Source organism: Nocardia sp. NPDC047648, from assembly GCF_040642815.1.
Classification (GTDB): Bacteria; Actinomycetota; Actinomycetes; order Mycobacteriales; family Mycobacteriaceae; genus Nocardia; species Nocardia gamkensis.
Window position 1 is genome coordinate 328,947 of record NZ_JBEYSX010000003.1, and the last position, 20,471, is coordinate 349,417.

The window sequence follows — 20,471 nt, forward strand, 5'->3', positions numbered from 1 at the left end:
ACAGCGTCGCGGGCGCGACGGCCTCCCGGCCCGTCCGTGCCCGGACAGCCGGCGGACGCGGTACCGCGGAGCCCTTTTCGGCGTGCTCCACGCGCGGCACCTCGATGTCGTCGCTCCGCGAGGTCATGGATCAATGGTGCCAGGCCCGAACGGATTTATGCGCCCGATTTGTTACGAAAGCGATGTGCAATCGTGCCGGTGTGCTCCGGGACCGGAAGATCTCCTGCTCACACGGCCGAACACGCGGAAGGCACTCACCAGGCGGCCGTCAGATCGGCGTGTTGCCGCACCCACGCGTGCATGGCAATCCCCGCGGCTACGCCGGCGTTGATGCTGCGGGTGGAACCGAACTGCGCGATCGACACCGTCATCACGGCGGCCTGCTTGGCGTGGTCGGTGACACCGGGCCCCTCCTGGCCGAACAGCAGCAGGCACGCGCGCGGCAGTGTGACCGTCTCCAGCGGGACCGAACCCGGCACGTTGTCGACGGCGACCACTGTCAACCCGGCGCGCTCGCTGAACGCGAGCAGCTCGCCGATGTCGGTGTGGTGCCGGATGTGCTGGTAGCGGTCGGTCACCATGGCGCCGCGCCGATTCCAGCGCCGCCTGCCGACGATGTGCACGGCCGCGGCGGCGAAGGCGTTCGCCGTGCGGACGACCGTGCCGATGTTCGCGTCGTGCCCGAAGTTCTCGATCGCGACGTGGAACGGGTGCCTGCGCCGGTCGATGTCGGCGACGATGGCCTCCCGCCTCCAGTACCGGTACGCGTCGACCACGTTGCGGCGGTCGCCCGCGGCCAGCAGTTCAGGGTCCAGGCGCGGATCGTCCGGCGGCGGCTCGGCGTGCTCGCTCGCCCACGGGCCGACGCCGTTGGGGTGCTCGCCCCACTCCGTCGGCCCTGGTAGGTCCTGCTCCGCCGCATCCGGCACCGGGTGACTCACCCCGACGATGCTAATTCCGGTCACCGCGCCCGCGCCGGGTGGCCTGGTACCGGCTCAGTAACCGGACGAGCTGCCCGCGAACGCGCCGACCAGGCCGAGCACCAGCAGCAACAGCAGGAACAGCAAGGTCAGGCACATCAGTGCGGTGGCGATGATGCCGCAGATGTAGCCCGCGTTGACGTTCCCCCGTCCACCGATGGTGCCGCCGGAGGCGTCGATCTCGTTGAGCGCCCGCTTGCCCATCACCCAGGCGACGGGTCCGATGAACTGGCACAGCACGAGGCTCAGAATGCCCAGGATCAGGATCGTGGTGGCTCTCGGGTGGTCCGGGGGGCCGTAGGCCCCATAGGCTGGATAGCCGTACGGCTGCTGCGGCGGATAGCTCATCAGCAGGATCGTAGTAGGTGTGGCGGGCTACACCACATCTTCGGCGGGCAGCTCCATCGAACCTCGAAAGCACCGCGACAACCATGGATTCCATGACCGAGACACACGCCGAACCGACCCTCGTGCTCGCCCCGCCAGCGCTGGAACCGGAAGAGCATGTGCTGCGCACGGTGCTGCTCGCGCCGGTGCGTGCCCGGTTCTGGAAGGAACTCGTCTACGTTCTCACCGTTTTCGTGATCGGCTGCCTGGCCGTCGCCTATCTGTTCCTCGGCTTCGGGGGCGGACTGTATCTCGCGATCACCGTCATCGGCGTGCCCGTGCTCGCGATAGTGCTGCTGGGTGGACGGGCGTGGGGCCGGATCTACCGGGCGCTGGCCGAGGACCTGCTCGGCGTCGCCGTCGCGCCGCCTCCGCCGTTCGCGCCCGCGTCCGGACTGCTCGGATTCCTCAGAAGCGCCTTCACCGATCGGGCGAGTTGGCGCGCGGCGCTGTTCCTGCTCGCCCAAGCGGTGCTCGGCGTCGCGGTGGGATATCTGGTGCTCGTCACCGTGGCGATGACCATGTTCATCGCGCTGTCGCCGATCCCGTGGGCGCTGATCCACCCGACCAATGTCGACGAGTACGGCGTCGAACATCAGTCGATGGTGCAGTTCGGCGACTTCTACCTCGACAGCTGGCCGAAAGTGCTCGGCTTCGCGCTGATCGGCCTGCTCGGCTGCCTGGCGCTGCCCTGGTTGCTGCGCGGCGTCTGCCGGGTGCACGGGCTGCTGACCATCGCCCTGCTCAGCGCGACGGCGCGGGACCGCAGGGTGACCGAACTGCGGGAGAGCAGGTTGACCGCGGTCGAGGACTCCGCGGCGACGCTGCGCAGACTCGAACGCGACCTGCACGACGGCACCCAGGCCAGACTGGTCACCATCGCGATGGCACTGGGCAGGGCCGAGGAACGGCTCGCCGAGGGCGGGGATCCCAGCGATCTCATCGCGGACGCGCGCGCCGGCTCCAAGGAAGCGTTGACCGAACTGCGCGAACTGGTGCGCGGGATCCACCCGCCCGCTTTGGAATTGGGCCTGGAACCGGCTTTGGAGACGCTGACGGCGCGCTGCTCGGTGCCGGTGGAGCTGCGGGTGCGTCTGCCAGGACGACCGACTCCGGCCATCGAGGCGATCGCGTATTTCTCGGTCGCCGAACTGCTGACGAACGTGGTGCGGCACGCTCAGGCCACCGGCGCGTGGGTCTCGGTACTGCCGGGCGAGGGGCAGACCATCGTGGTGACGGTGCGCGACAACGGAATCGGCGGCGTGTCGACGCCGGTGGACGGCGCGCTCGGTGCGGGTAGCGGGTTGTCCGGCCTCGCGGCGCGGGCCCGCACCGTGGACGGGACGCTGAGCGTGCGGAGCCCGGCAGGTGGACCGACCGTGGTGACGATCGTGCTGCCGCTGGCGGGGTCGCGATGAGCGACGGACTACGCGTCGTGATCGCGGAGGACAGCGTCATCCTGCGCGACGGGCTGGCCGGACTGCTCACCGAACGCGGCCACGAGGTGGTCGCCATGGTCGGCGACGCGACCACCCTCGCCGACGTGGTCGGCGCGCACGGTCCCGATGTCGCCGTGGTGGACGTGCGGATGCCCCCGAGTTACACCGACGAGGGGCTGCTGGCCGCCATCGAATTGCGCCGCAAATACCCGACGACCGGCGTCCTGGTGTTCTCCCAGTGGGTCGAGACCCGCTACGCCACCGAGTTGCTGGCCGGCGGCGCGAGCGGCGTCGGCTACCTGCTCAAGGACCGGGTCGCCGACGTACGGGACTTCGTGGACGCGCTGTACCGCGTGGCCACCGGCGGCACCGCGCTCGACCCGGAGGTGGTGAGCCAACTGATGGGCGCCTCGCGTCAGCAGGATTCGCTGGCCCGCCTCACCCGGCGCGAACGCGAGGTGCTCGAGCTGATGGCCCAAGGCCTGTCCAACAACGCCATCGCCGCCGCACTGACCGTCACCGAACGCGCGGTGGAGAAGCACATCGGCAACATCTTCATCAAGCTCGACCTACCGCCCTCCGAGACCCGTCACCGCCGTGTGCTGGCGGTATTGCGACTCAAGGGCTGACGACGCTGTGGATTGTCGGCCGGCTGTGCCAGACTGGCCGCAACGCGGTATCCGTGTGGGGAGGGGAGGAAGCGATGACCGTCGACGTGAACTGGCCTGATCATCTGCTGACCCTGGAGGACTGGATCGCGCTGCCGGAGGACAGCAGCCGAAATTATGAGCTTGTCGAGGGGGTTCTGGTCGTGTCACCGAAACCGGTGTCGCAACATCAGCGCGCTATCTTGCGGCTGGGCCCGCAGTTGGAACCCCAACTGCCCGGCATCTACGGCGTGCTGACCGACACCGAAGTGGTGATCGACGCGGGTACGCTGCCCACCATCCGAGTCCCGGACATTCTCGTGGTGCCCGAAGCCGGTATCGAGGCCAACCTGCCCCGCTATCAAGCGGCCGACGTGTTGCTCGCCGTCGAAATCCTTTCGCCCGGTTCACGACGCACCGACCGGGTGACGAAATTCTTCGAGTACGCCGACGCCGGTATCGAGCACTACTGGCTGATCGACCTCGACAAGCCCACAAGCCTCGCCGCTTACCACCTCATCGGCCGTGACTACGAACTCGTCGCCGAACAGTCCGGCACGGTGACGGTCGACGTCGCCGGGACCCCGATCACGATCGATCTTGCCGCGCTGACCAGCAGTCGCGCGCCCTGATAGCCCTCCATCGCCGGATGTGCCCGGCCTATCCTGGAGGTCTGGCACTCGGGGTGGAGGCTGGTATGGATCACGAGCGGATATTGCGCACGGTGCTCGGAGTGACCGCCGGGTATCTGATCCTGCTGGCGCTGTGGCTGGGCTGGGTGGTGCATCGGACGCCGCCGGGGACCGTGCCCTATCAGATCGTGGCGCTGGTCGGGCTGTTCGGCTCGTGTGTGGGGATCGGGATGATGCTGGCCGCGCGGCCGTCCAAGGCGGATCGCCAGTTGTGGCGGCACGGTTTGGAGGGCTGGGCGACCGTGGAGGGCGTGCATCCCTTGGAACGCACCGATCATCACACCGAACTCACCGAGCTGGATCTCGAACTGACCGTGCCGGGCTCGGAAAGTTACCGGGGCACTGTCGTTTTCGACGCCACCCCGGCGGACAAACCGCGGCTCGCGGTCGGCGAGATCCTGTCCATCCGCGTCGACCCGGCGAACCGCGATCGCATCATTCTGCTGCTGTGATCACCGGTTCGACGTGTGCTTTCGGATCGGCGAGCAGATACTGCGCGGCCGTGTAGGTCGCCAGAATCACGCCTTCGGTCACCCGGCGGGCTCGCTGACCGCGTGCGAACAATCGCCGCAGCACGATGAGCCCATCGGAGACGGTGAACAGCAGTGCCCCGAGGCCGAGGCGACTGCGCGGGTCGGTGCCGGGAACATTAACGCCCGCAACGTTTTTCGCGGTGGGCGCGAGCGCAGGGTCGGATGCCAGCACGGCCGCGGCGCCCAGGGTGACGCCGTAGGCCGTCAGTGGTGCGGCCACCGATGGCGCCTTCTTCCGCAGCAATCCGGCGACGCCCAGCCACGCGGCCACCCGCGGCACGGCCACCCCGGCGGCGGGCCTGCCGCCCATCCGCCACCACAGGGTGGCGTATCCGGCCTGCATCACCGCGAACGACGACGCGCCCGCGATCAGCCTGCGGTCGTCATCCGGATCGATGAGCAGAATGTCGCCGATGGTTGCCGCACCCAGCGACCCGATCAGCATGGTGCGCTCGGTGGACGGCAGTTCGCTGCCCTCGGTCACCACATCGGCCGCGAGCAGCGGCATCAACAGCGGCTTCGCGATCCACTGCGCCTTCTCGCGCCCGGTGACGGCGCCGTAGACGGTGACCGCCGCGGCGACGAGATACCCGGCTCGGAACGGGCGCACGACTAGAAGCTCGGTTCGGCCGGGGCGGGCGGCAACGTGACGACCTGGCCCGCGTAGCTCAGACCGGCGCCGAAACCGAGCAGCAACGCCGTCTGGCCGCCCTTCGCCTTGCCGGTGACCAGCATCTCCTCGATCGCGAGCGGAATGGACGCTGCCGAGGTATTGCCGGTGTTCTCGATGTCGTTGGCCATCGGGATCTCGTCGGCCAGTCCGAGGTTCTTCTTCATCAGCTCGTTGATCCGGGCGTTGGCCTGATGCGGGACGAAGACCTCGATGTCCTCCTTGGCCACGCCGGAGATCTCGAGCGCGGTGGACAGCGCACGCGGCAGGGTGACCGCCGCCCAGCGGAAGACCCGCGGTCCCTCCATCCGCAGCGACATCCGGCCGACCGGATCGACGGCCGGGTCCATACCCTGCATGGCCTGGGCGCGGTGCATGTACTCCAGGAAATCGATGTCCTGCATGATCGCGGCGGCGTTCTCGCCGTCGCTGCCCCAGACGGTGGGCGAGATGCCGTTCTCGTCGCTCGGGCCGACCACGACCGCGCCCGCGCCGTCCCCGAAGATCATCGCGGTGCCGCGGTCGGTGGGATCGAGCCCGACGGTCATCGTCTCGGCGCCGATGAGCAGCACGTACTCGGCGGAGCCGGACCGGATCATGTCGGCGGCCACACCGAGGCCGTAGCCGAAGCCGCCGCAGCCGGAGGTCAGGTCGAAGGCGGCGACACCGTTCATCCCGATGTCGCAGGCCACCTGCGGCGCGCCGTGCGGAGTCAGGGTCAGCCAGCTGGAGGTGGCCAGGATCACGGCGCCGATCTTCGACCGATCGACGCCGCTGTTGACGATCGCGCGCTCGCCCGCCGCCGCGGCGATCGACCGGAGCGTCTCCTCGCCGCTGATCCAGCGCCGGTTGCGGACACCGGTGCGCTCGTAGATCCACTCGTCGGTGGAGTCCAGGACCTCGCAGACCTCGGCGTTGCTGACCAGGCGCTTGGGTCGGTAAGCGCCGATTCCGAGCATCGCAACGTTTTCGCGACTCTTGTTGACTGCAATGCTCACCACTGGGGACTCACACGACCCTTCACCTTCGAAGACTTAGACCATCGTCCAGGCTATCCCAGGGCGAGATCCTTGAGGCCGAGGATCGACCGGTACTCCAGTCCTTCCGCGGCGATAACCTGGTCAGCGCCGGTTTCCCGGTCGACCACGGTGGCGACTCCGACCACGGTAGCGCCCGCCGCGCGCAGCGCCCGCACCGCGGTCAGCGGCGAATTTCCGGTCGTGGTGGTGTCCTCGACGACCAGCACCCGCTTGCCCACGATGTCCGGGCCTTCGATCTGCCGCTGCATACCGTGCGACTTCGCCGCCTTGCGCACCACGAACGCGTCGATCGGGCGACCGGGAGCGTGCATCACGGCCAGCGCCACCGGGTCCGCGCCCATGGTGAGGCCGCCGACGGCGTCGAAATCCCAGTCCGCGACGAGCTCGCGTAGCAGCTTGCCGATCAGCGGGCCCGCGCCGTGGTGCAGGGTCGCGCGGCGCAGGTCGACGTAGTAGTCGGCCTCCTTGCCGGAGGACAAGGTCACCCGGCCGTGCACCACGGCGAGTTCGCGTACCAGCGCGGCCAACCTATCCCTGTCGTTGGTAATCACGTCGATCATCTCAAGTCCTTCCGCGTGCGTTGAACAGCCCGCGATTGAGCCGGGCACCCAGGGTTCGCGGGATCGCTCCGGCGAGGGTGGTGAGCGCTTTGTACTGCATTCCGGGCACACTGAGCACCCGGCCCTTCTCCAGATCACGCAGTGAGCCGGCGACTACCTGCTCGACGCTCAGCCACAACGCGTTGGGCAGCGAGGACATCTCGATGCCTGCTCGCCGATGGAATTCCGTGCGGACGAATCCCGGGCACAGGGCTTGGACCCGGACTCCGGTCCCGGCCAATCCCCCTGCCAACCCTTCCGTGAAGGATACGACGTAGGCCTTCGACGCCGAATACGTCGACCCTCGTCCGGGGATCAGGCCCGCCACGCTGGCCACGTTGACGACGCAACCGTTCGCCGCCGCGATCATCGACGGCAGCGTGGCCCTGGTGAGCTGCACCACGGCGGTGACGTTGACGTCGAGTTGCGCCTGCAACTGCTCGGGCGGCAGCGTCCAGAACTCGCCGGAGTGCGCGAAACCGGCGTTGTTGACCAGGAATTCGACGCCCTCGGTCAGTCGCGCCGCGACCTGTTCGCGGTCCTCGGCCCTGGCCAGATCGGCGACGAGGATCTGCGAGCGGGTGCCGAAGCGGTGCTCCACCTCGGTCGCGAGGGCCGTGAGACGCCGCTCGTCCCGGGCGGCCAGCACCAGGTCGTAACCGAGCGAGGCCAGGCGGGTCGCGTAGCCGCGGCCGATACCCGAGGTCGGTCCGGTGATCAAGGCCACCGGGCGGGTGGCGCCGGGCAGCCTGGGGTGTGGATGCTCGGTCATGTGGGCGCGTGGCCGGTCACTTCGGCACAGGTCCCTGGTAGGGCCGGAATCCGGGATGGAACGGTCCGCCGGGCGGGTCGGCGGGCCGCTGCCGCGACTCGGGATCGGCCCGGCCCTCGGCGTCGCGCTCCTCGCGCGGCCGCGCCTTCTCGTCCTCGCGCCCGCGGGCGCGGGTATTCGGCACCACGGCGAGCGAGGGGCGGCGCGCCGGTTCCTGCCCCGGCTCGTCCGCGGGCTCGTCGGCGTAGGAGTCGTCGTCGGACAGCTCGTCGTCATCGGCCTCGGCGCGCGGCCGGTCGTCGTCGTCCTCGCGCCGGCGTTCACGGGGGCGCGGACGGCCCGGATCGTGTCCGCCGCCGTCGAAGCGCGGCTCGCTGACCGGCGGCAGTACATGCAGCAGGCCGGACAGGCGCAGCACCGCGTCGATCGCGCCTTCCCAGTCCTTCGGAGTGGTGCCCACCAGCAGCATGCCCAGCGTCCAGTTGCCCTCGCTCCAGAGCATCTGCACGGTGTCCGGCAGATTCTCGATGAAGGCGACCATGCGCTGATCGACAGCGTGCCTGGCGATTTCGGGATTGGTGGCGAAGACCACGCGGTCGCCGATCGCGCCGAGCAGCTCCAGATCGTGGTCCTTGGGCGGTGCGGCCGTCTTCAACCGCATGTCCACGTCGATGTCCGAGCCGATCTGGCGGCGCACCGCGACCAGCGTCGCGGCATCCTCCAGATCGAACAGCACGAACTTCTCGCCCTTACGGATGCCGGAGACCACGTCGACCGCGGAGAGATAGCCCAATTTGGCCAGCGCGCCGCGGCGCCACGTGGACGGCAGCGCGGGTTCCACGGAAACGTAGGTATAGCCCTGCGACTTCGCCCAGACCTGTCGCGCGTGACCGGTCCGCTGCCGCTGGAGCCGATCGAAATACAGCAGCACGATCGCGCCCACGAGCGCGATCGCCGCCAACCCGAACCACATTGCCGTCATCGACGCCTAGCCTAATAGTCCCGGCCGGACATGGTCCGTCATTACCCCCGCGCCGGGCCGAGCGAAAGCGGAGCGGGCGCCGATCCGCGGGTGAACGCGCGGCGCCGCGCACCGGATGCGGCCGGGGCGGTTCATCGTCCGCCGCCGGGCAGCGAGGTACCGATGATGATCTTGGCCTGGATCGATCCGTCCGGGCCCTTGTCGCCCTGGATCATGACGAGTTCACCGGGGGCAAGATCGGATACCGCGGTGCCCGCCAACGCGATCACCTGAGTGCTCGCGTCCGTGCGCACCGTGATGGTGTTTCCCATCACCGAACTGACCGTCAGGGTGCCCCCGTCGTTGGCGGTGATGGTGCCCACCGTCGCGCCGAGGCCGTCGACATCGCCGAGGCCGGGCACGCTGGGCAGCCCGCTCGGAGGGGTCGGCTGCGCGTTCCTGGTTCCCGGCGCCGGCTTGGTCGTGACGCGCGCCGTCGTGGCCGCCGCCGTGTCGGCCGAACCGGAATCGCTGCTGCCCAGCAGCACGCCCGCGACCACACCGATGGCTCCGATCAGCAACACCACGCCGAGGCCGAGGGCGATCCACAGGCCGGTGTTGCGCCGCGGCGGCTGCGGCGGCCTCGGCGGCGGTCCACCACCGGGCGGCATCGCGCCACCGGGCGGCCCCGCCGTGCCCGGCCACCGGTCGCCGCCGCTGTCCGGATAGGCGGCCCACTGGGCGTCGTAGGCGGGGAACTCGCGCGTCGCGTTGGTGCCCGGCGGCCCCCACGCTCCGTAATGCTCCGTCGGGGGATATTCCGACGGGGCGGCGGTGCCGTACGCCTCGAGGTACTCCGTGGTGTGCGCGGGGTCCCCGTATCCGGACTTGCCCGGCGGACCCAGGTGTTCGGTCGGCGCATCCTCCGGCCGCTGTCCCCAGGGATCGTTCGGGTTGGTCATGCGTTCCAGCGTAGGCTTTGTTCGCGCACTCGCGTCCGCACCCGCTGAACCGGTGTGCCCTCCGGAAGACCCACGCCGGAGCCCGATCCCTTACACGCGAGGCGCCGTCGATCTCCTCCGGCCGGTGTCGTCACCCTGCCCGGTCGATGAAACATGCTGTGCGCGAATCGAGTTGCGCAGTAGGCGTCGAACGGGCCTCGCCCCGAGCGCTGCCCGGAGCGAGGCCGCTCGCTCACCGTCCGACGATCAGGCCGTCCCCGTCGGGGCTGACGCTCACCTTGACGCTGTCGCCGTCGGCGACCTCGCCCGCGAGCAGTTCCTTGGCCAGCGAGTCGCCGATGGCCTGCTGGATCAGCCTGCGCAGCGGACGCGCGCCGTAGGCGGGGTCGTAGCCGCGCACGGCGAGCCAGAACCGGGCCGAATCGCTGACGTCCAGCTTCAGCCTGCGCTGCGCCAGCCGTTTCTGCAGCTGGTCGAGCTGGATGTCGACGATGCGCTCGAGCTGCTCCTCGTCGAGGGCGTGGAACATCACCACGTCGTCGAGGCGGTTGAGGAACTCCGGCTTGAAGGCCGAACGCACCGCGTTCATGACGAACTCGCGATCACCGCCCGAACCCAGGTTCGAGGTCAGGATGAGGATGGTGTTGCGGAAGTCCACCGTGCGGCCCTGGCCGTCGGTGAGCCTGCCCTCGTCGAGCACCTGGAGCAGGATGTCGAACACATCCGGGTGCGCCTTCTCGATCTCGTCGAACAGCACCACCGTGTAGGGCCTGCGCCGCACCGCCTCGGTGAGCTGACCGCCCTGGTCGTAACCGACGTAGCCGGGCGGCGCGCCGACCAGCCGGGCCACCGAGTGCTTCTCGCTGTATTCGCTCATGTCGATGCGGACCATGGCGCGCTCGTCGTCGAACAGGAAGTCCGCCAACGACTTCGCCAGCTCGGTCTTACCGACGCCGGTCGGGCCGATGAACATGAACGAGCCGGTGGGTCGGTTCGGATCGGCGACACCCGCGCGGGCCCGGCGCACCGCGTCGGACACCGCCTGCACCGCCTCGGTCTGACCGACCACGCGGCGGCCCAGCTCGTCCTCCATGCGCAGCAGCTTCTGCGTCTCACCTTCCAGCATCCGGCCCACCGGAATACCGGTCCACGACGACACCACCTCGGCGATGTCGTCCGGGCCGACCTCCTCCTTGAGCATCACCTCGCCGTCTCCGGCTGTGGCGGAGACCTTTTCGGCCTCGGCGAGCTGCTTCTCCAGCGCCGGGATCCGGCCGTAGCGCAGTTCGGCCGCCTTGCCCAGGTCGCCGTCGCGCTCGGCGCGCTCCGACTCGCCGCGCAGCGCTTCCAGCTGTTCTTTGAGCGTGCGCACCTGGTCGATCGCGTTCTTCTCGTTCTGCCAGCGAGTGGTCAGCTGGTTGAGCTTCTCCCGGTCGTCGGCGAGTTCGGAGCGCAGTTTCTCCAGCCGCTGCTTGGATGCCTCGTCGGTCTCCTTGGCGAGGGCGACCTCTTCGATCTCCAGCCTGCGCACCGCGCGCTCCACCTCATCGATCTCCACCGGACGGGAGTCGATCTCCATGCGCAACCGCGAGGCCGACTCGTCGACCAGGTCGATCGCCTTGTCCGGCAGGAACCGGGAGGTGATGTAGCGGTCCGACAGCGTGGCGGCGGCGACCAGCGCGGAGTCGGTGATGCGCACACCGTGGTGCACTTCGTAGCGGTCCTTGATGCCGCGCAGGATGCCGATGGTGTCCTCCACCGACGGCTCCCCGACCAGCACCTGCTGGAAGCGACGCTCCAGGGCCGCGTCCTTCTCGATGTGCTTGCGGTATTCGTCCAGCGTTGTCGCGCCGACCAGGCGCAACTCGCCGCGAGCCAGCATCGGCTTGATCATGTTGCCCGCGTCCATCGCCGATTCGCCGGTCGCGCCCGCGCCGACGATGGTGTGCAGTTCATCGATGAACGTGATGATCTGGCCCGCGCTGTTCTTGATGTCCTCCAGCACGGCCTTGAGCCGCTCCTCGAATTCGCCGCGATACTTCGCGCCCGCGACCATCGCGCCGAGGTCGAGCGCCACCACGGACTTGCCGCGCAGCGACTCCGGGACATCGCCCGCCACGATGCGCTGGGCCAGGCCCTCGACGATCGCCGTCTTGCCGACGCCCGGCTCGCCGATCAGCACCGGGTTGTTCTTGGTGCGCCTGCTCAAGACCTGCACCACCCGGCGGATCTCGGTGTCCCGGCCGATCACCGGGTCGAGTTTGCCGGAGCGGGCGGCTTCGGTGAGATCGGTGGAGTACTTCTCCAGCGCCTGGTAGCTGCCTTCCGGATCAGGGCTGGTCACCCGGGCGCTGCCGCGGACCGCGGTGAACGCCGAACGCAGCGCGTCGGCGGTGGCGCCGTACTTGGTGAGCAGCATGGTCACATCGGAGTCGCCCGCGGCGAGACCGACCATCACGTGCTCGGTGGAGACGTACTCGTCACCGAGTTCGGTGGCCAGGCGCTGCGCCGCGGTGATCGCGGCGAGCGCCTCGCGGCCCAGCGGCGGCGTGGTGGTGGCGCCGGTCGCCCGCGGCAGCCGGTCCACCAGGTCCTGTGCCTCGCGTCGAACGGTCGCCGGATCCGTTCCGACGGCCTTCAGCAAGGGCGCGGCGATGCCGTCGGTCTGGTCCAGCAACGCCACCAGCAAGTGCGCCGGACGGATCTCCGGGTTGCCCGCGGCGGAGGCCGCCTGCAGGGCGGCGGTGAGCGCCGCCTGGGTCTTGGTGGTGGGATTGAACGAGTCCACGAGTCACCTTCCTACTAGTCGATTCCCACGACGCCGAGCACCATTCCGGTGCGACCGAAGCCCTCGCTTCGTCTCGCCCGCTCGTCTACCGGCTCGCCGCCGTTCCTTACCGTCCAACGTCGGAAAGGTTGAGTCTGTTCCGCTCAAGTTCGAATTTTTCGGCGCGCCCGCCCGGCACCGGGTATCGGATCGAACGCTACGCCCCGACACCGGCGAAAGCGACGCCTCGCCGACACCGCCGATGCGGTGATTGCGCACGTCGGCGGGGTTCGGATGCCTACGATGACCTCGGCCGTCACTTGTTGCATCACTCTTCACCCCGAATCAAGGAGCGAATGGATGCGCGCGATCGTGGTACGGAAGTTCGGAGCGACGCCGGAACTGGCCGAGATGCCGATGCCCGAACCCGGCCCCGGAGCCGTGCGGGTCCAACTCCAGGCGGCCGGGGTGAACCCCTTCGACCGAAAAGTGGCCTCCGGAATCCTGGACGGCAGACTGCCCCACGACTTCCCGATGATCCTCGGGGTGGACGGAGCGGGCACCGTCGCCACGATCGGGGCGGGCGTCAGCCGCTTCGCCGTCGGGGACCGGGTGGTCGGCAAGTTCCTCACACCGCCGGTGGGCCACGGCAGTTTCGCCGAGTACGCGGTGCTACCGGAGGGCGGCACGCTGGTGCCGATCCCGCCCGGCGTGCCGACCGTCGCGGCCGCCGCGCTGCCGACCGCCGGAGTCACCGCGCAGGATCTCGTGGACGCCACGCACATCAAGCCCGGCCAGACCGTGCTGATCGTGGGCGCGACCGGCGGCGTCGGCTCCTTCCTGGTGCAACTGGCCAATATCGCGGGCGCGCACGTCATCGCGACGGCGCGCGGCGGTTCCGCCGATCAGATGACCCGGCTGGGCGCGGCCGAGACGGTGGACTACACCGCGGCCCCGGTGCGCGACCAGGTCGCCGCCGCGCATCCGGACGGCATCGACGTGCTGTTCGACCTGGTGAGCCCGCCCGAGGCGCTCGCAGAACTGACCACGCTGGTCCGCGACGGCGGCACCGTCTACTCCACCACCTTCGCCGCCGACGAGGAGGCGTTGCGCGCGCGGTCGATCAGGGGCGGCAACATCGAATCCCAGGGCAAAGCGCCGGAGCTGGCCAGGCTGATCCAGCGCGTCGCCGCGGGTGACGTGGTCGTGCCGATCGACGCCACCGTCCCGCTCGCGGAGGCACCCGCTGTCATCGGAGCGCCCGGCGCACGCGGCAAGACCGTGCTGGCCATCTGAGCCGTCCCGGCCCGCCGGGCCGGCCTCGCGCGAGACCCCGGAGGTGTGCGCTGAACACCCGAGTGCCCCAATTCGGCCTTTTCCTGATCCCGGAGGCCGAGGACTTCCGCAGGCTCGCCGAGCTGAGTGTGTACGCCGACGTATCCGGACTCGACCTGATCGGCATCCAGGACCACCCCTACCAGCGCCGTTTCCTGGACACCTGGACCCTGATCACCGCTCTGGTCGCGCGGACCGAGCGGATCACCTTCTTCCCGGACGTGGCGAACCTGCCACTGCGCCACCCCGCGCTGCTCGCGAAATCGGTGGCCTCCCTCGACATCATCAGCGACGGCCGGATCCAGCTCGGCCTCGGCGCGGGCGCGTTCTGGGACGCTGTGGCCGGGATGGGCGGACCGCGCAGAACCGGTGGCGAAGCGGTGCGCGCCCTCGGCGAGGCGATCGCGGTCATCCGCGCCCTGTGGAGCGACGCGCGATCGGTCCGGGTGCCCGGATCCTTCTACTCCCTCGCGGGCGCGCATCCCGGTCCCCGTCCGCGGCACGATCCCGGCATCTGGCTCGGCGCGCGGGGCCCACGCATGCTCGAGCTCACCGGACGCGCCGCCGACGGCTGGGTGCCGTCGGCCGCGTGGGCGCCGCCGGAGTTCCTCGCCGACGCGGGCAGGCGGATCGATGACGCCGCCGCGGCGGCGGACCGGGACCCGCTGGCGGTGCGGCGGGTGTTGAACGTGTCCGGGACCATCACCGCGGACGGAACCGACCGCGGCTTCCTGGAGGGTCCGGCCGCGCGGTGGGTCGACGATCTCCTGCTTCTGCACCGTGAACAGCGGATCGACGGTTTCGTCTTCTGGCCGACCGAGGGGGAACCGGTCGAGCAGATCCGTCGTTATACCGAGCAGGTCGTGCCCGCGGTTCGGGCCGGCGCCGGGTCGTGACCGGCGTCTGCCCGGCGGGGACGGGCCGCGAAGCCGCGGCGCCGTCCGTCCGTGGCTCCGGTTACCGAAGGGTCAGCAACGTCCGCCGTTTGCCCACCGATTACCGTTTGGCCGGGTCTTGCGGCACCGACGGTCCCCGCCGGAGGTAGTTCGTCTCCAGCCCGTGCCCGGCCGGAGCGAAGGCGAAGGTATGCCTATACCCACACGACCACGGCATTTTCGGGGATACTTGTCGGCGGGAGACCGCCGGTAACGGGTATGTCCCCGGGCAGAACTGAGGGAAAGGAAGCTCCACGTCGTGGATGCGCGTTCGGCTGCGCTGGTCCGCGCCAATTTTCGTTCGGTGATCGAGTCGCCGAATGGACCCGAGCGGTTGGTCAGTGCGTTCTACGGACATTTGTTCGCCGAGAATCCCCGGCTGCGCGAATTGTTCCCGCCCGCCATGGAGATGCAGGCCAAGCGCATCGCCACGGCCATCCAGTACGTCCTCGATCACCTGGAGGACTGGGACCGGGCGCAGAAATTCCTGGAGCAACTCGCCCGCGACCATCGCAAGTACGGCGTCGAGGCCGCGCACTACGACGTGGCGGGCCGTGCGCTGCTCGCGGCATTCCGTGCCTACAACGGCGCGGCCTGGAACCGGAGCCTGGAGGAGGGCTGGCGCGACATCACCATCCTGATCTCCGCGTCCATGGCCATCGGCGCCAACTCCGACAAGTCGCAGCCGGTGTGGGAGGCGACCGTGGTGGGCCATCGCCGCGTGCTGGAGGACCTGGCCATCGTGCGGCTGCAATCGGACGGGCCGGTGCCCTACCAGGCCGGACAGTACGTGCCGGTCACGATCCCGCAGCGGCCGAAGATGTGGCGCTATTTCTCCCCGGCCATCCCGTCCAACCCGTACGGCGAGATCGAGTTCCACGTGCGCAAGATCCGCGGCGGCTGGGTGAGCCCCGCGATCGTCAACGAGACCAGAGTCGGCGACCGCTGGCGGATCGCGGGCCCGCTCGGCGGACTGCACGTGGACCGGGACAGCGGCCGCGACGTGCTCATGATCGGCGCTGGCACCGGCATCGCGCCGCTGCGCGCCCAGCTGATCGAGATGGGACAGCGCGGCATCAATCCGCGCGTGCACTTCTTCATCGGGGGCCGCTATCCCTGCGATCTGTACGACGTGGAGAACATGTGGCAGCTCTCGCAGAGCAACCCCTGGCTGACCATCGTGCCGGTGTGCGAGCAGAAGACCAATCCGTGGTGGTACCCGCATCCGCCGCAGGACGCACCGTACGGCATGCACCGACGCCTGGTCGGTAATCTAGGCGCCGTCGTCGCGAGCTTCGGCGCGTGGGCGGACCGCCAGATCCAGATCGCCGGATCGGCCCGGATGATCGCGGATACCCAGCGCGCGCTCATCGCGGTCGGCACGCCGGAGCAGAACATCAGCTGCGACCCTGTGTAACGAAGGAGGCCCCGTTGGGGGATCCGAGCATGCTCGGTAACGGTCATGAAGCGCCGGAGTGGACCTCGACCGTAGTCGGCCATCATCGGCTCCGGCACGATCTCGCGGTGATCCGCCTGATCGGCGAGTTCGTGCCGTTCGCCGCCGGGCAATCGGTCGAGGTGCGGGTTCCGCAGCACCCCGGTGTACGCCGCAGGTTCTCCCCCGCGCTGCCGCCATCCCTGGACGGCAAGCTCGAGTTCCACGTGCGCACGGTGCCGGGCGGCTGGTGCAGCGCCGCCATCGTCGCCGACACGCAGCCGGGCGACGAGTGGCGAATCGGCGCTCCGGCAGGCGGGTTCTGGGTCGACCCGGGCGGCGACGAGGTGGTCATGATCGCCGGCGGCACGGGATTGGCGCCGATGCGCGCCCAGATCCTGGAACTGGCGCGCAAGCCTTCCCCGCCACCGACCTACCTCTTCGTCGGCGGGCGATCCCCCCGCGACCTGTACGCCTCGGACATGCTCTTCCTGCTGGCCGCCGAATTGCCCTGGCTCACCGTCATCCCCGTGGTGGAAAGCCTGGAGGACCCGCACTGGGTCGACGAGTGGTACGAGCAGTCCCGGGTCGACATCGGCTTCTCACCCGACGACCTGCTCTACGGCACACTCGCCGAAGTCCTCGGCTCCCACGGCGCCTTCCGCGAGCACCAAGTGCTGGTCTGCGGCTCCCCCGCCATGGTCCAGACCACAGTCGACCGCCTCCTGGAAACCGGAACACCCCCGGAGCGCATCCAATTCGAGGGCCTCTGACCTTTAACGCCGACCATTCGAAACAGCACACCGTGCGCGGCGAGAGAAGGTCTCTCAACGACATCGGGCCAACCATGTCTTTCTCGAGCCGCGCAAGGGTCGAGCCTCCAGCGCCGCAGAGGTAGAACCCGACACAGCATTCACCCCGAGAGCCACCGGCACCACCCCACGCGACCACATCAGCTCAACTCCCGGTTTCGAGCGAAGCGAGACCGAGCATGCGCCGTTCGCGCTGGAAATCAATTCAGTACAGCGGGTCGTGGCGGATGTTTTTCGCCAGGGTTCCCGCTGCCATGAGGCGGAACTTGGTGGTCTGCACCATCGACGGTGAACCGACGATCTGAACATCGCGGTCGGACCAGGCGCCGAAGCTGGCGACGACCTTGCCGATCTGGCCGGTCACGCGGGGTTCCAGGCCGGGCCATGTGGTGCGCGGTTCGTCGGGTTCCGCGTACCACCAGGGGTTTTCGTCGTGTTCGCTCACCGGCGTGACGGTGAGCCAGCGGTTGGCCATCGCCAGCTTGCTCAACGTCTCCAGGTCGTAGAGGTCGCACGGGTGGTGCCCGCCGACGAACAGGTGCACCTTCGGATTGGTCCGCCGCATCGCCATCGACATCAGCTGGGCGCGCAGCGGCGCGATTCCGGTGCCGCAGCCGACCATCAGCATCTTGCGTTTGGTGTTGCGCGGAACGCCGAGGCCGCCGAGCGGTGAGCCCAGCAGCCACTGGTCGCCGACGACGGTCTGGCCGACGATGGCCGAGCTGACCCAGCCGCCCAGCACACTGCGGACGTGGAACTCGATCTCACCGTTGGTGTTCGCGGGCACGGCGGGCGAGAGATAGCGCCACATGCGCGGTCGCGAGGGGATCTGCACGCTCAGGTACTGACCCGCGGCGTAGCGCATCGGCTGGTCCAGTTGCAGCCGGACGACGACGAGATTGCGCAGTACCTCGCGGCGCTCGATCACCGTGCCGGTCCACGCCGACGGTGTGGTCTCCTTCTCCGCCGCGCCGATCATGGTGTCGGCGATGATCTTCAGGCCCTCGTCCCAGGCCCGGTCGACTTCGTCGGTCCACATCTCGGTCCCTGCGAACACCTTGACGGCGGTCTTCAGCGCGGTGGACACGGCGGCGTAGTGCGCGGGCTGCACGCCGTATTTGCGGTGATCCCTACCGAGTTGGGCCAGGAAGGGCAGTAGCTTGTCGGGTTCTTCCAACCGGTCCAGCGCGTAGGAGATCGCCTTGACCAGGCGATCGCGCTGGGAGTCCATCGCGGCGGGAAAGAAATCGCGGACGTGCGGGTAGTCGGTGAACAAGATCGCGTAGAACGATCTCGCCAGTTTCTCCGGCCCCCCATCCTCCGCAGCAACCGCCTTGAAAGTTGTTCTGATCAAAGCGACAGCGCGTGAATCCATTGATGTCACAACCCCATTTCGCACTCGTTCACGAACCTTGCCGGCGAGTGAGGTGCTGCGGGGCCACTCGACAGCAGCCGACGGAAAGGAGTGTAGGCGAGGTTTGCCAGCAACGGAATCTTTCGAAGGAACATCACGCGTGTAATTTCGTCGAAACGAGGATATTCAGCGAGACACGCCAGAGAAACCGACTGCAAGACCGTAGATCTGACGCGAAATCGGTCATACGCACACCGAAAAGGTAAGTGGCACTTGGTCGATTTCGTCCCGATTGGTCTGTTCTAGCGACATCGGGGCAACATGGAGACCCTCGAACGAGTACCGAACCGGGCAAACAGCACCGGTTCCGTAAACATATCTATGGTAGAAATGCCCAGTTGATTCGACAACGAAATGAACTCCGCCGCACGACTTCCGTCGAACATGTTCTGGCTTACCCTCAGCAAATTATCGCGGCAGCGGTGGTGAAACGACGACGGCCCCGGACTCGGATCGCGATGTGCGATCGAGGCCGGGGCCGTCGTCGTGCCGGTTATCGTCTGCGCTGACCGTCCTCGCGACGGTGCCGTGGCTGCCAGACCACCAGCGCGGTACTGCGTTGCGGGGCGAGGTCGGGACGGTATCCGGCCCGCGTTCGCTCCAGCTCGGCCGACAGTTCCGCGACCTGCTGCCGCAGCTCCTCCACCTGATTGGTCAGCTCGATGATGCGTTTGATGCCCGCGAGGTTGACGCCCTCGTCCTGGGACAACCGCTGCACCTCGCGCAGCAGTTCCACGTCCCGGGCCGAATAGCGCCGACCGCCGCCCGAAGTACGTTGCGGCGTGACCAGTCCCAGACGGTCATACGTGCGCAGTGTCTGCGCGTGCATGCCGGCCAGCTGGGCCGCCACCGAGATCATGAAGAACTCGGCCCGCGACCCGCCGGACGCGTTCTTCGGTTCCGAGGACATCACGCACCTGCCCATCCCGCACGTGGATCGAAGCCACCGGCCCGTTCCGCCTCCTGGTAGCGCTCGAGCGCCTCGACGGCCTCGCGGTCCAGCTTCTGCGGGACCGCGACCTTCACCGTCACCAGCAGGTCACCCGCGCCGCCGCCGCGCTTGGGCACACCACGTCCGCGTACCCGCAGGGTGCGGCCGTCGGCGGTACCCGGAGGCACCTTGACGCCGACCCGGCCGTCCAGGGTGGGCACCGAAACCGTGGTGCCGAGCACCAATTCACTGTAACTGACCGGAAGCACCAGGGTCAGGTCGTCGCCGTTGCGGCCGAAGACCTTGTCCTGGCTGACGTGGACGGTGACATAGAGGTCGCCCGAGGGCGCCCCGCGCAGTCCCGCCTCGCCTTGACCGGCCAGCCGGATCCGTTGCCCGTCACCGACTCCAGGAGGAATCCGCACCGTGATCGTGCGCGTGCGGTTCTGGATGCCGCTGCCGTGGCAGTCGACGCACGGATCATCGATGATCGATCCGCTGCCTCGGCATTCGTCGCAGGGCTCGCTGAAGCCGAACGCGCCCTGGTTGCGGCTGACGATGCCGGTTCCGTTGCAGATCGGGCAGACCCGCGGGCTCGTGCCCGGTTTCGCGCCGCTGCCGTGACACGTGGTGCACGGCGACGGGCTGGTCATCCGCAGTGGAACCGTGACACCCTGGGCCGCCTCCCGGAAACCGAGCGTCGTCTCGGTCTCCACGTCGGAGCCGCGCCGAGGGCGGCTCGATGACGTCCGCGTGCCGCCGCCGCCTCGGTTGAACAGACCGCCGAGCAGGTCACCGAGGCCACCGTCGCCGGCGCCGCCGCCGCCGAAGATGTCCCCGATGTTGAACTCCTGCGAGAAGCCGCCCCCCGCAGCGGATCCGAATCCGCCGCGACTGTAGCCGCCACCCGCGAAGAGCTTGCGAGTGTCGTCGTACTCCTTGCGCTTGGCCGGATCCGACAGCACCGCGTGCGCCTCGCTGACGGCCTTGAACCGCTCCTCGGCTTTGTTGTCACCGGGGTTGGCGTCCGGATGCAAGTCACGCGCGAGCTTGCGATAGGCCTTCTTGATCTCGTCCTGCGAGGCGCTGGAGGAAACACCCAGCTCCTTGTAGAAGTCCTTTTCGATCCACTCCCGTTGGCTCACCGAGCATCTCCTCCT

20 protein-coding genes are annotated in these 20,471 nt (G+C 68.7%); 8 read left to right on the top strand and 12 right to left on the bottom strand.

Annotated features, from left to right (window positions below; genetic code table 11):
- Nucleotides 1-254: 254 nt before the first annotated feature.
- Complete coding sequence (locus ABZ803_RS10210) at nucleotides 255-941, bottom strand: TrmH family RNA methyltransferase (protein WP_357034910.1); 687 nt, start codon at nucleotides 939-941, stop codon at nucleotides 255-257.
- Between the two features lie 54 nt (nucleotides 942-995).
- A complete protein-coding gene (locus ABZ803_RS10215) occupies nucleotides 996-1,328 on the bottom strand; it encodes a DUF4190 domain-containing protein (protein ID WP_040870739.1) in 333 nt (110 codons plus the stop codon).
- 92 nt (nucleotides 1,329-1,420) lie between these two features.
- On the opposite strand from ABZ803_RS10215, the gene ABZ803_RS10220 reads away from it, so the two are divergent.
- From ABZ803_RS10220 to ABZ803_RS10235, 4 genes are all read left to right on the top strand, one after another.
- Nucleotides 1,421-2,785, top strand: a complete 1,365-nt coding sequence (locus ABZ803_RS10220) for a sensor domain-containing protein (protein WP_357034913.1) — start codon at nucleotides 1,421-1,423, stop codon at nucleotides 2,783-2,785.
- On the top strand, nucleotides 2,782-3,435 hold the full coding sequence (locus ABZ803_RS10225; RefSeq protein ID WP_357034916.1) for a response regulator transcription factor: 654 nt from the start codon (nucleotides 2,782-2,784) through the stop codon (nucleotides 3,433-3,435). The genes ABZ803_RS10220 and ABZ803_RS10225 overlap by 4 nt, the downstream gene beginning before the upstream one ends.
- A 74-nt stretch (nucleotides 3,436-3,509) precedes the next feature.
- Nucleotides 3,510-4,085 (top strand): Uma2 family endonuclease, encoded by a 576-nt coding sequence (locus tag ABZ803_RS10230; RefSeq protein ID WP_357034919.1) that lies wholly within the window; start codon nucleotides 3,510-3,512, stop codon nucleotides 4,083-4,085.
- Nucleotides 4,086-4,150: 65 nt separating this feature from the next.
- Entirely contained in the window at nucleotides 4,151-4,597 is a 447-nt protein-coding gene (locus ABZ803_RS10235) for a hypothetical protein (RefSeq protein ID WP_040870742.1), read from the top strand.
- Here ABZ803_RS10235 and ABZ803_RS10240 read toward each other — a convergent pair.
- From ABZ803_RS10240 to clpB, 7 genes are all read right to left on the bottom strand, one after another.
- On the bottom strand, nucleotides 4,581-5,288 hold the full coding sequence (locus ABZ803_RS10240; protein WP_357034922.1) for a lysoplasmalogenase: 708 nt from the start codon (nucleotides 5,286-5,288) through the stop codon (nucleotides 4,581-4,583). The genes ABZ803_RS10235 and ABZ803_RS10240 overlap by 17 nt on opposite strands.
- Nucleotides 5,289-5,290: 2 nt before the next feature.
- Nucleotides 5,291-6,349: a beta-ketoacyl-ACP synthase 3 gene (locus ABZ803_RS10245; protein WP_357034925.1), complete on the bottom strand. Its 1,059-nt coding sequence runs from the start codon at nucleotides 6,347-6,349 to the stop codon at nucleotides 5,291-5,293.
- Between the two features lie 50 nt (nucleotides 6,350-6,399).
- Nucleotides 6,400-6,948 carry an orotate phosphoribosyltransferase gene (gene pyrE, locus ABZ803_RS10250; RefSeq protein ID WP_040870748.1) on the bottom strand — a complete coding sequence of 183 codons (549 nt, stop codon included), beginning with the start codon at nucleotides 6,946-6,948 and terminating at the stop codon, nucleotides 6,400-6,402.
- 1 nt (nucleotide 6,949) lies between these two features.
- On the bottom strand, nucleotides 6,950-7,759 hold the full coding sequence (locus ABZ803_RS10255) for an SDR family oxidoreductase (protein WP_357034928.1): 810 nt from the start codon (nucleotides 7,757-7,759) through the stop codon (nucleotides 6,950-6,952).
- Between the two features lie 16 nt (nucleotides 7,760-7,775).
- Complete coding sequence (locus ABZ803_RS10260) at nucleotides 7,776-8,741, bottom strand: hypothetical protein (RefSeq protein WP_357034931.1); 966 nt, start codon at nucleotides 8,739-8,741, stop codon at nucleotides 7,776-7,778.
- Between the two features lie 131 nt (nucleotides 8,742-8,872).
- Nucleotides 8,873-9,682: a DUF5666 domain-containing protein gene (locus ABZ803_RS10265; protein WP_357034934.1), complete on the bottom strand. Its 810-nt coding sequence runs from the start codon at nucleotides 9,680-9,682 to the stop codon at nucleotides 8,873-8,875.
- A 232-nt stretch (nucleotides 9,683-9,914) separates the two neighbouring features.
- Nucleotides 9,915-12,470 (bottom strand): ATP-dependent chaperone ClpB, encoded by a 2,556-nt coding sequence (gene clpB, locus ABZ803_RS10270; protein ID WP_357034937.1) that lies wholly within the window; start codon nucleotides 12,468-12,470, stop codon nucleotides 9,915-9,917.
- Between the two features lie 339 nt (nucleotides 12,471-12,809).
- Between clpB and ABZ803_RS10275 the strand changes: the two genes are divergently transcribed.
- From ABZ803_RS10275 to ABZ803_RS10290, 4 genes are all read left to right on the top strand, one after another.
- The gene (locus tag ABZ803_RS10275) at nucleotides 12,810-13,745 is read left to right on the top strand and encodes an NADP-dependent oxidoreductase (RefSeq protein WP_357034940.1); all 936 of its coding nucleotides are present in this window, start codon (nucleotides 12,810-12,812) and stop codon (nucleotides 13,743-13,745) included.
- Nucleotides 13,746-13,807: 62 nt separating this feature from the next.
- The gene (locus tag ABZ803_RS10280; protein ID WP_357034943.1) at nucleotides 13,808-14,680 is read left to right on the top strand and encodes an LLM class flavin-dependent oxidoreductase; all 873 of its coding nucleotides are present in this window, start codon (nucleotides 13,808-13,810) and stop codon (nucleotides 14,678-14,680) included.
- A gap of 298 nt (nucleotides 14,681-14,978) precedes the next feature.
- Nucleotides 14,979-16,136: an FAD-binding oxidoreductase gene (locus ABZ803_RS10285; RefSeq protein WP_357034946.1), complete on the top strand. Its 1,158-nt coding sequence runs from the start codon at nucleotides 14,979-14,981 to the stop codon at nucleotides 16,134-16,136.
- 29 nt (nucleotides 16,137-16,165) lie between these two features.
- Complete coding sequence (locus ABZ803_RS10290) at nucleotides 16,166-16,927, top strand: FAD-binding oxidoreductase (RefSeq protein WP_357035430.1); 762 nt, start codon at nucleotides 16,166-16,168, stop codon at nucleotides 16,925-16,927.
- Between the two features lie 244 nt (nucleotides 16,928-17,171).
- Here ABZ803_RS10290 and ABZ803_RS10295 read toward each other — a convergent pair whose 3' ends face one another.
- The 3 genes from ABZ803_RS10295 to dnaJ all read right to left on the bottom strand — a co-directional run bounded on the left by ABZ803_RS10295 (nucleotide 17,172) and on the right by dnaJ (nucleotide 20,456).
- Entirely contained in the window at nucleotides 17,172-18,341 is a 1,170-nt protein-coding gene (locus tag ABZ803_RS10295; protein ID WP_357034949.1) for a globin domain-containing protein, read from the bottom strand.
- Nucleotides 18,342-18,873: 532 nt separating this feature from the next.
- The gene (locus ABZ803_RS10300; RefSeq protein WP_040870761.1) at nucleotides 18,874-19,290 is read right to left on the bottom strand and encodes a helix-turn-helix transcriptional regulator; all 417 of its coding nucleotides are present in this window, start codon (nucleotides 19,288-19,290) and stop codon (nucleotides 18,874-18,876) included.
- Nucleotides 19,290-20,456 (bottom strand): molecular chaperone DnaJ, encoded by a 1,167-nt coding sequence (gene dnaJ / locus ABZ803_RS10305; protein WP_357034953.1) that lies wholly within the window; start codon nucleotides 20,454-20,456, stop codon nucleotides 19,290-19,292. Before dnaJ ends, ABZ803_RS10300 begins: the two co-directional genes overlap by 1 nt.
- Nucleotides 20,457-20,471: the final 15 nt, after the last annotated feature.

Coding starts and splice junctions, on each gene's coding strand:
- ABZ803_RS10290 (WP_357035430.1), top strand. CDS start 16,166: ATGCTCGGTAACGGTCATGAAGCGCCGGAGTGGACCTCGACCGTAGTC.
- ABZ803_RS10265 (WP_357034934.1), bottom strand. CDS start 9,682: ATGACCAACCCGAACGATCCCTGGGGACAGCGGCCGGAGGATGCGCCG.
- ABZ803_RS10295 (WP_357034949.1), bottom strand. CDS start 18,341: ATGGATTCACGCGCTGTCGCTTTGATCAGAACAACTTTCAAGGCGGTT.
- ABZ803_RS10230 (WP_357034919.1), top strand. CDS start 3,510: ATGACCGTCGACGTGAACTGGCCTGATCATCTGCTGACCCTGGAGGAC.
- ABZ803_RS10220 (WP_357034913.1), top strand. CDS start 1,421: ATGACCGAGACACACGCCGAACCGACCCTCGTGCTCGCCCCGCCAGCG.
- ABZ803_RS10255 (WP_357034928.1), bottom strand. CDS start 7,759: ATGACCGAGCATCCACACCCCAGGCTGCCCGGCGCCACCCGCCCGGTG.
- pyrE (WP_040870748.1), bottom strand. CDS start 6,948: ATGATCGACGTGATTACCAACGACAGGGATAGGTTGGCCGCGCTGGTA.
- ABZ803_RS10215 (WP_040870739.1), bottom strand. CDS start 1,328: ATGAGCTATCCGCCGCAGCAGCCGTACGGCTATCCAGCCTATGGGGCC.
- ABZ803_RS10275 (WP_357034940.1), top strand. CDS start 12,810: ATGCGCGCGATCGTGGTACGGAAGTTCGGAGCGACGCCGGAACTGGCC.
- ABZ803_RS10235 (WP_040870742.1), top strand. CDS start 4,151: ATGGATCACGAGCGGATATTGCGCACGGTGCTCGGAGTGACCGCCGGG.
- ABZ803_RS10225 (WP_357034916.1), top strand. CDS start 2,782: ATGAGCGACGGACTACGCGTCGTGATCGCGGAGGACAGCGTCATCCTG.
- ABZ803_RS10260 (WP_357034931.1), bottom strand. CDS start 8,741: ATGACGGCAATGTGGTTCGGGTTGGCGGCGATCGCGCTCGTGGGCGCG.
- ABZ803_RS10300 (WP_040870761.1), bottom strand. CDS start 19,290: ATGTCCTCGGAACCGAAGAACGCGTCCGGCGGGTCGCGGGCCGAGTTC.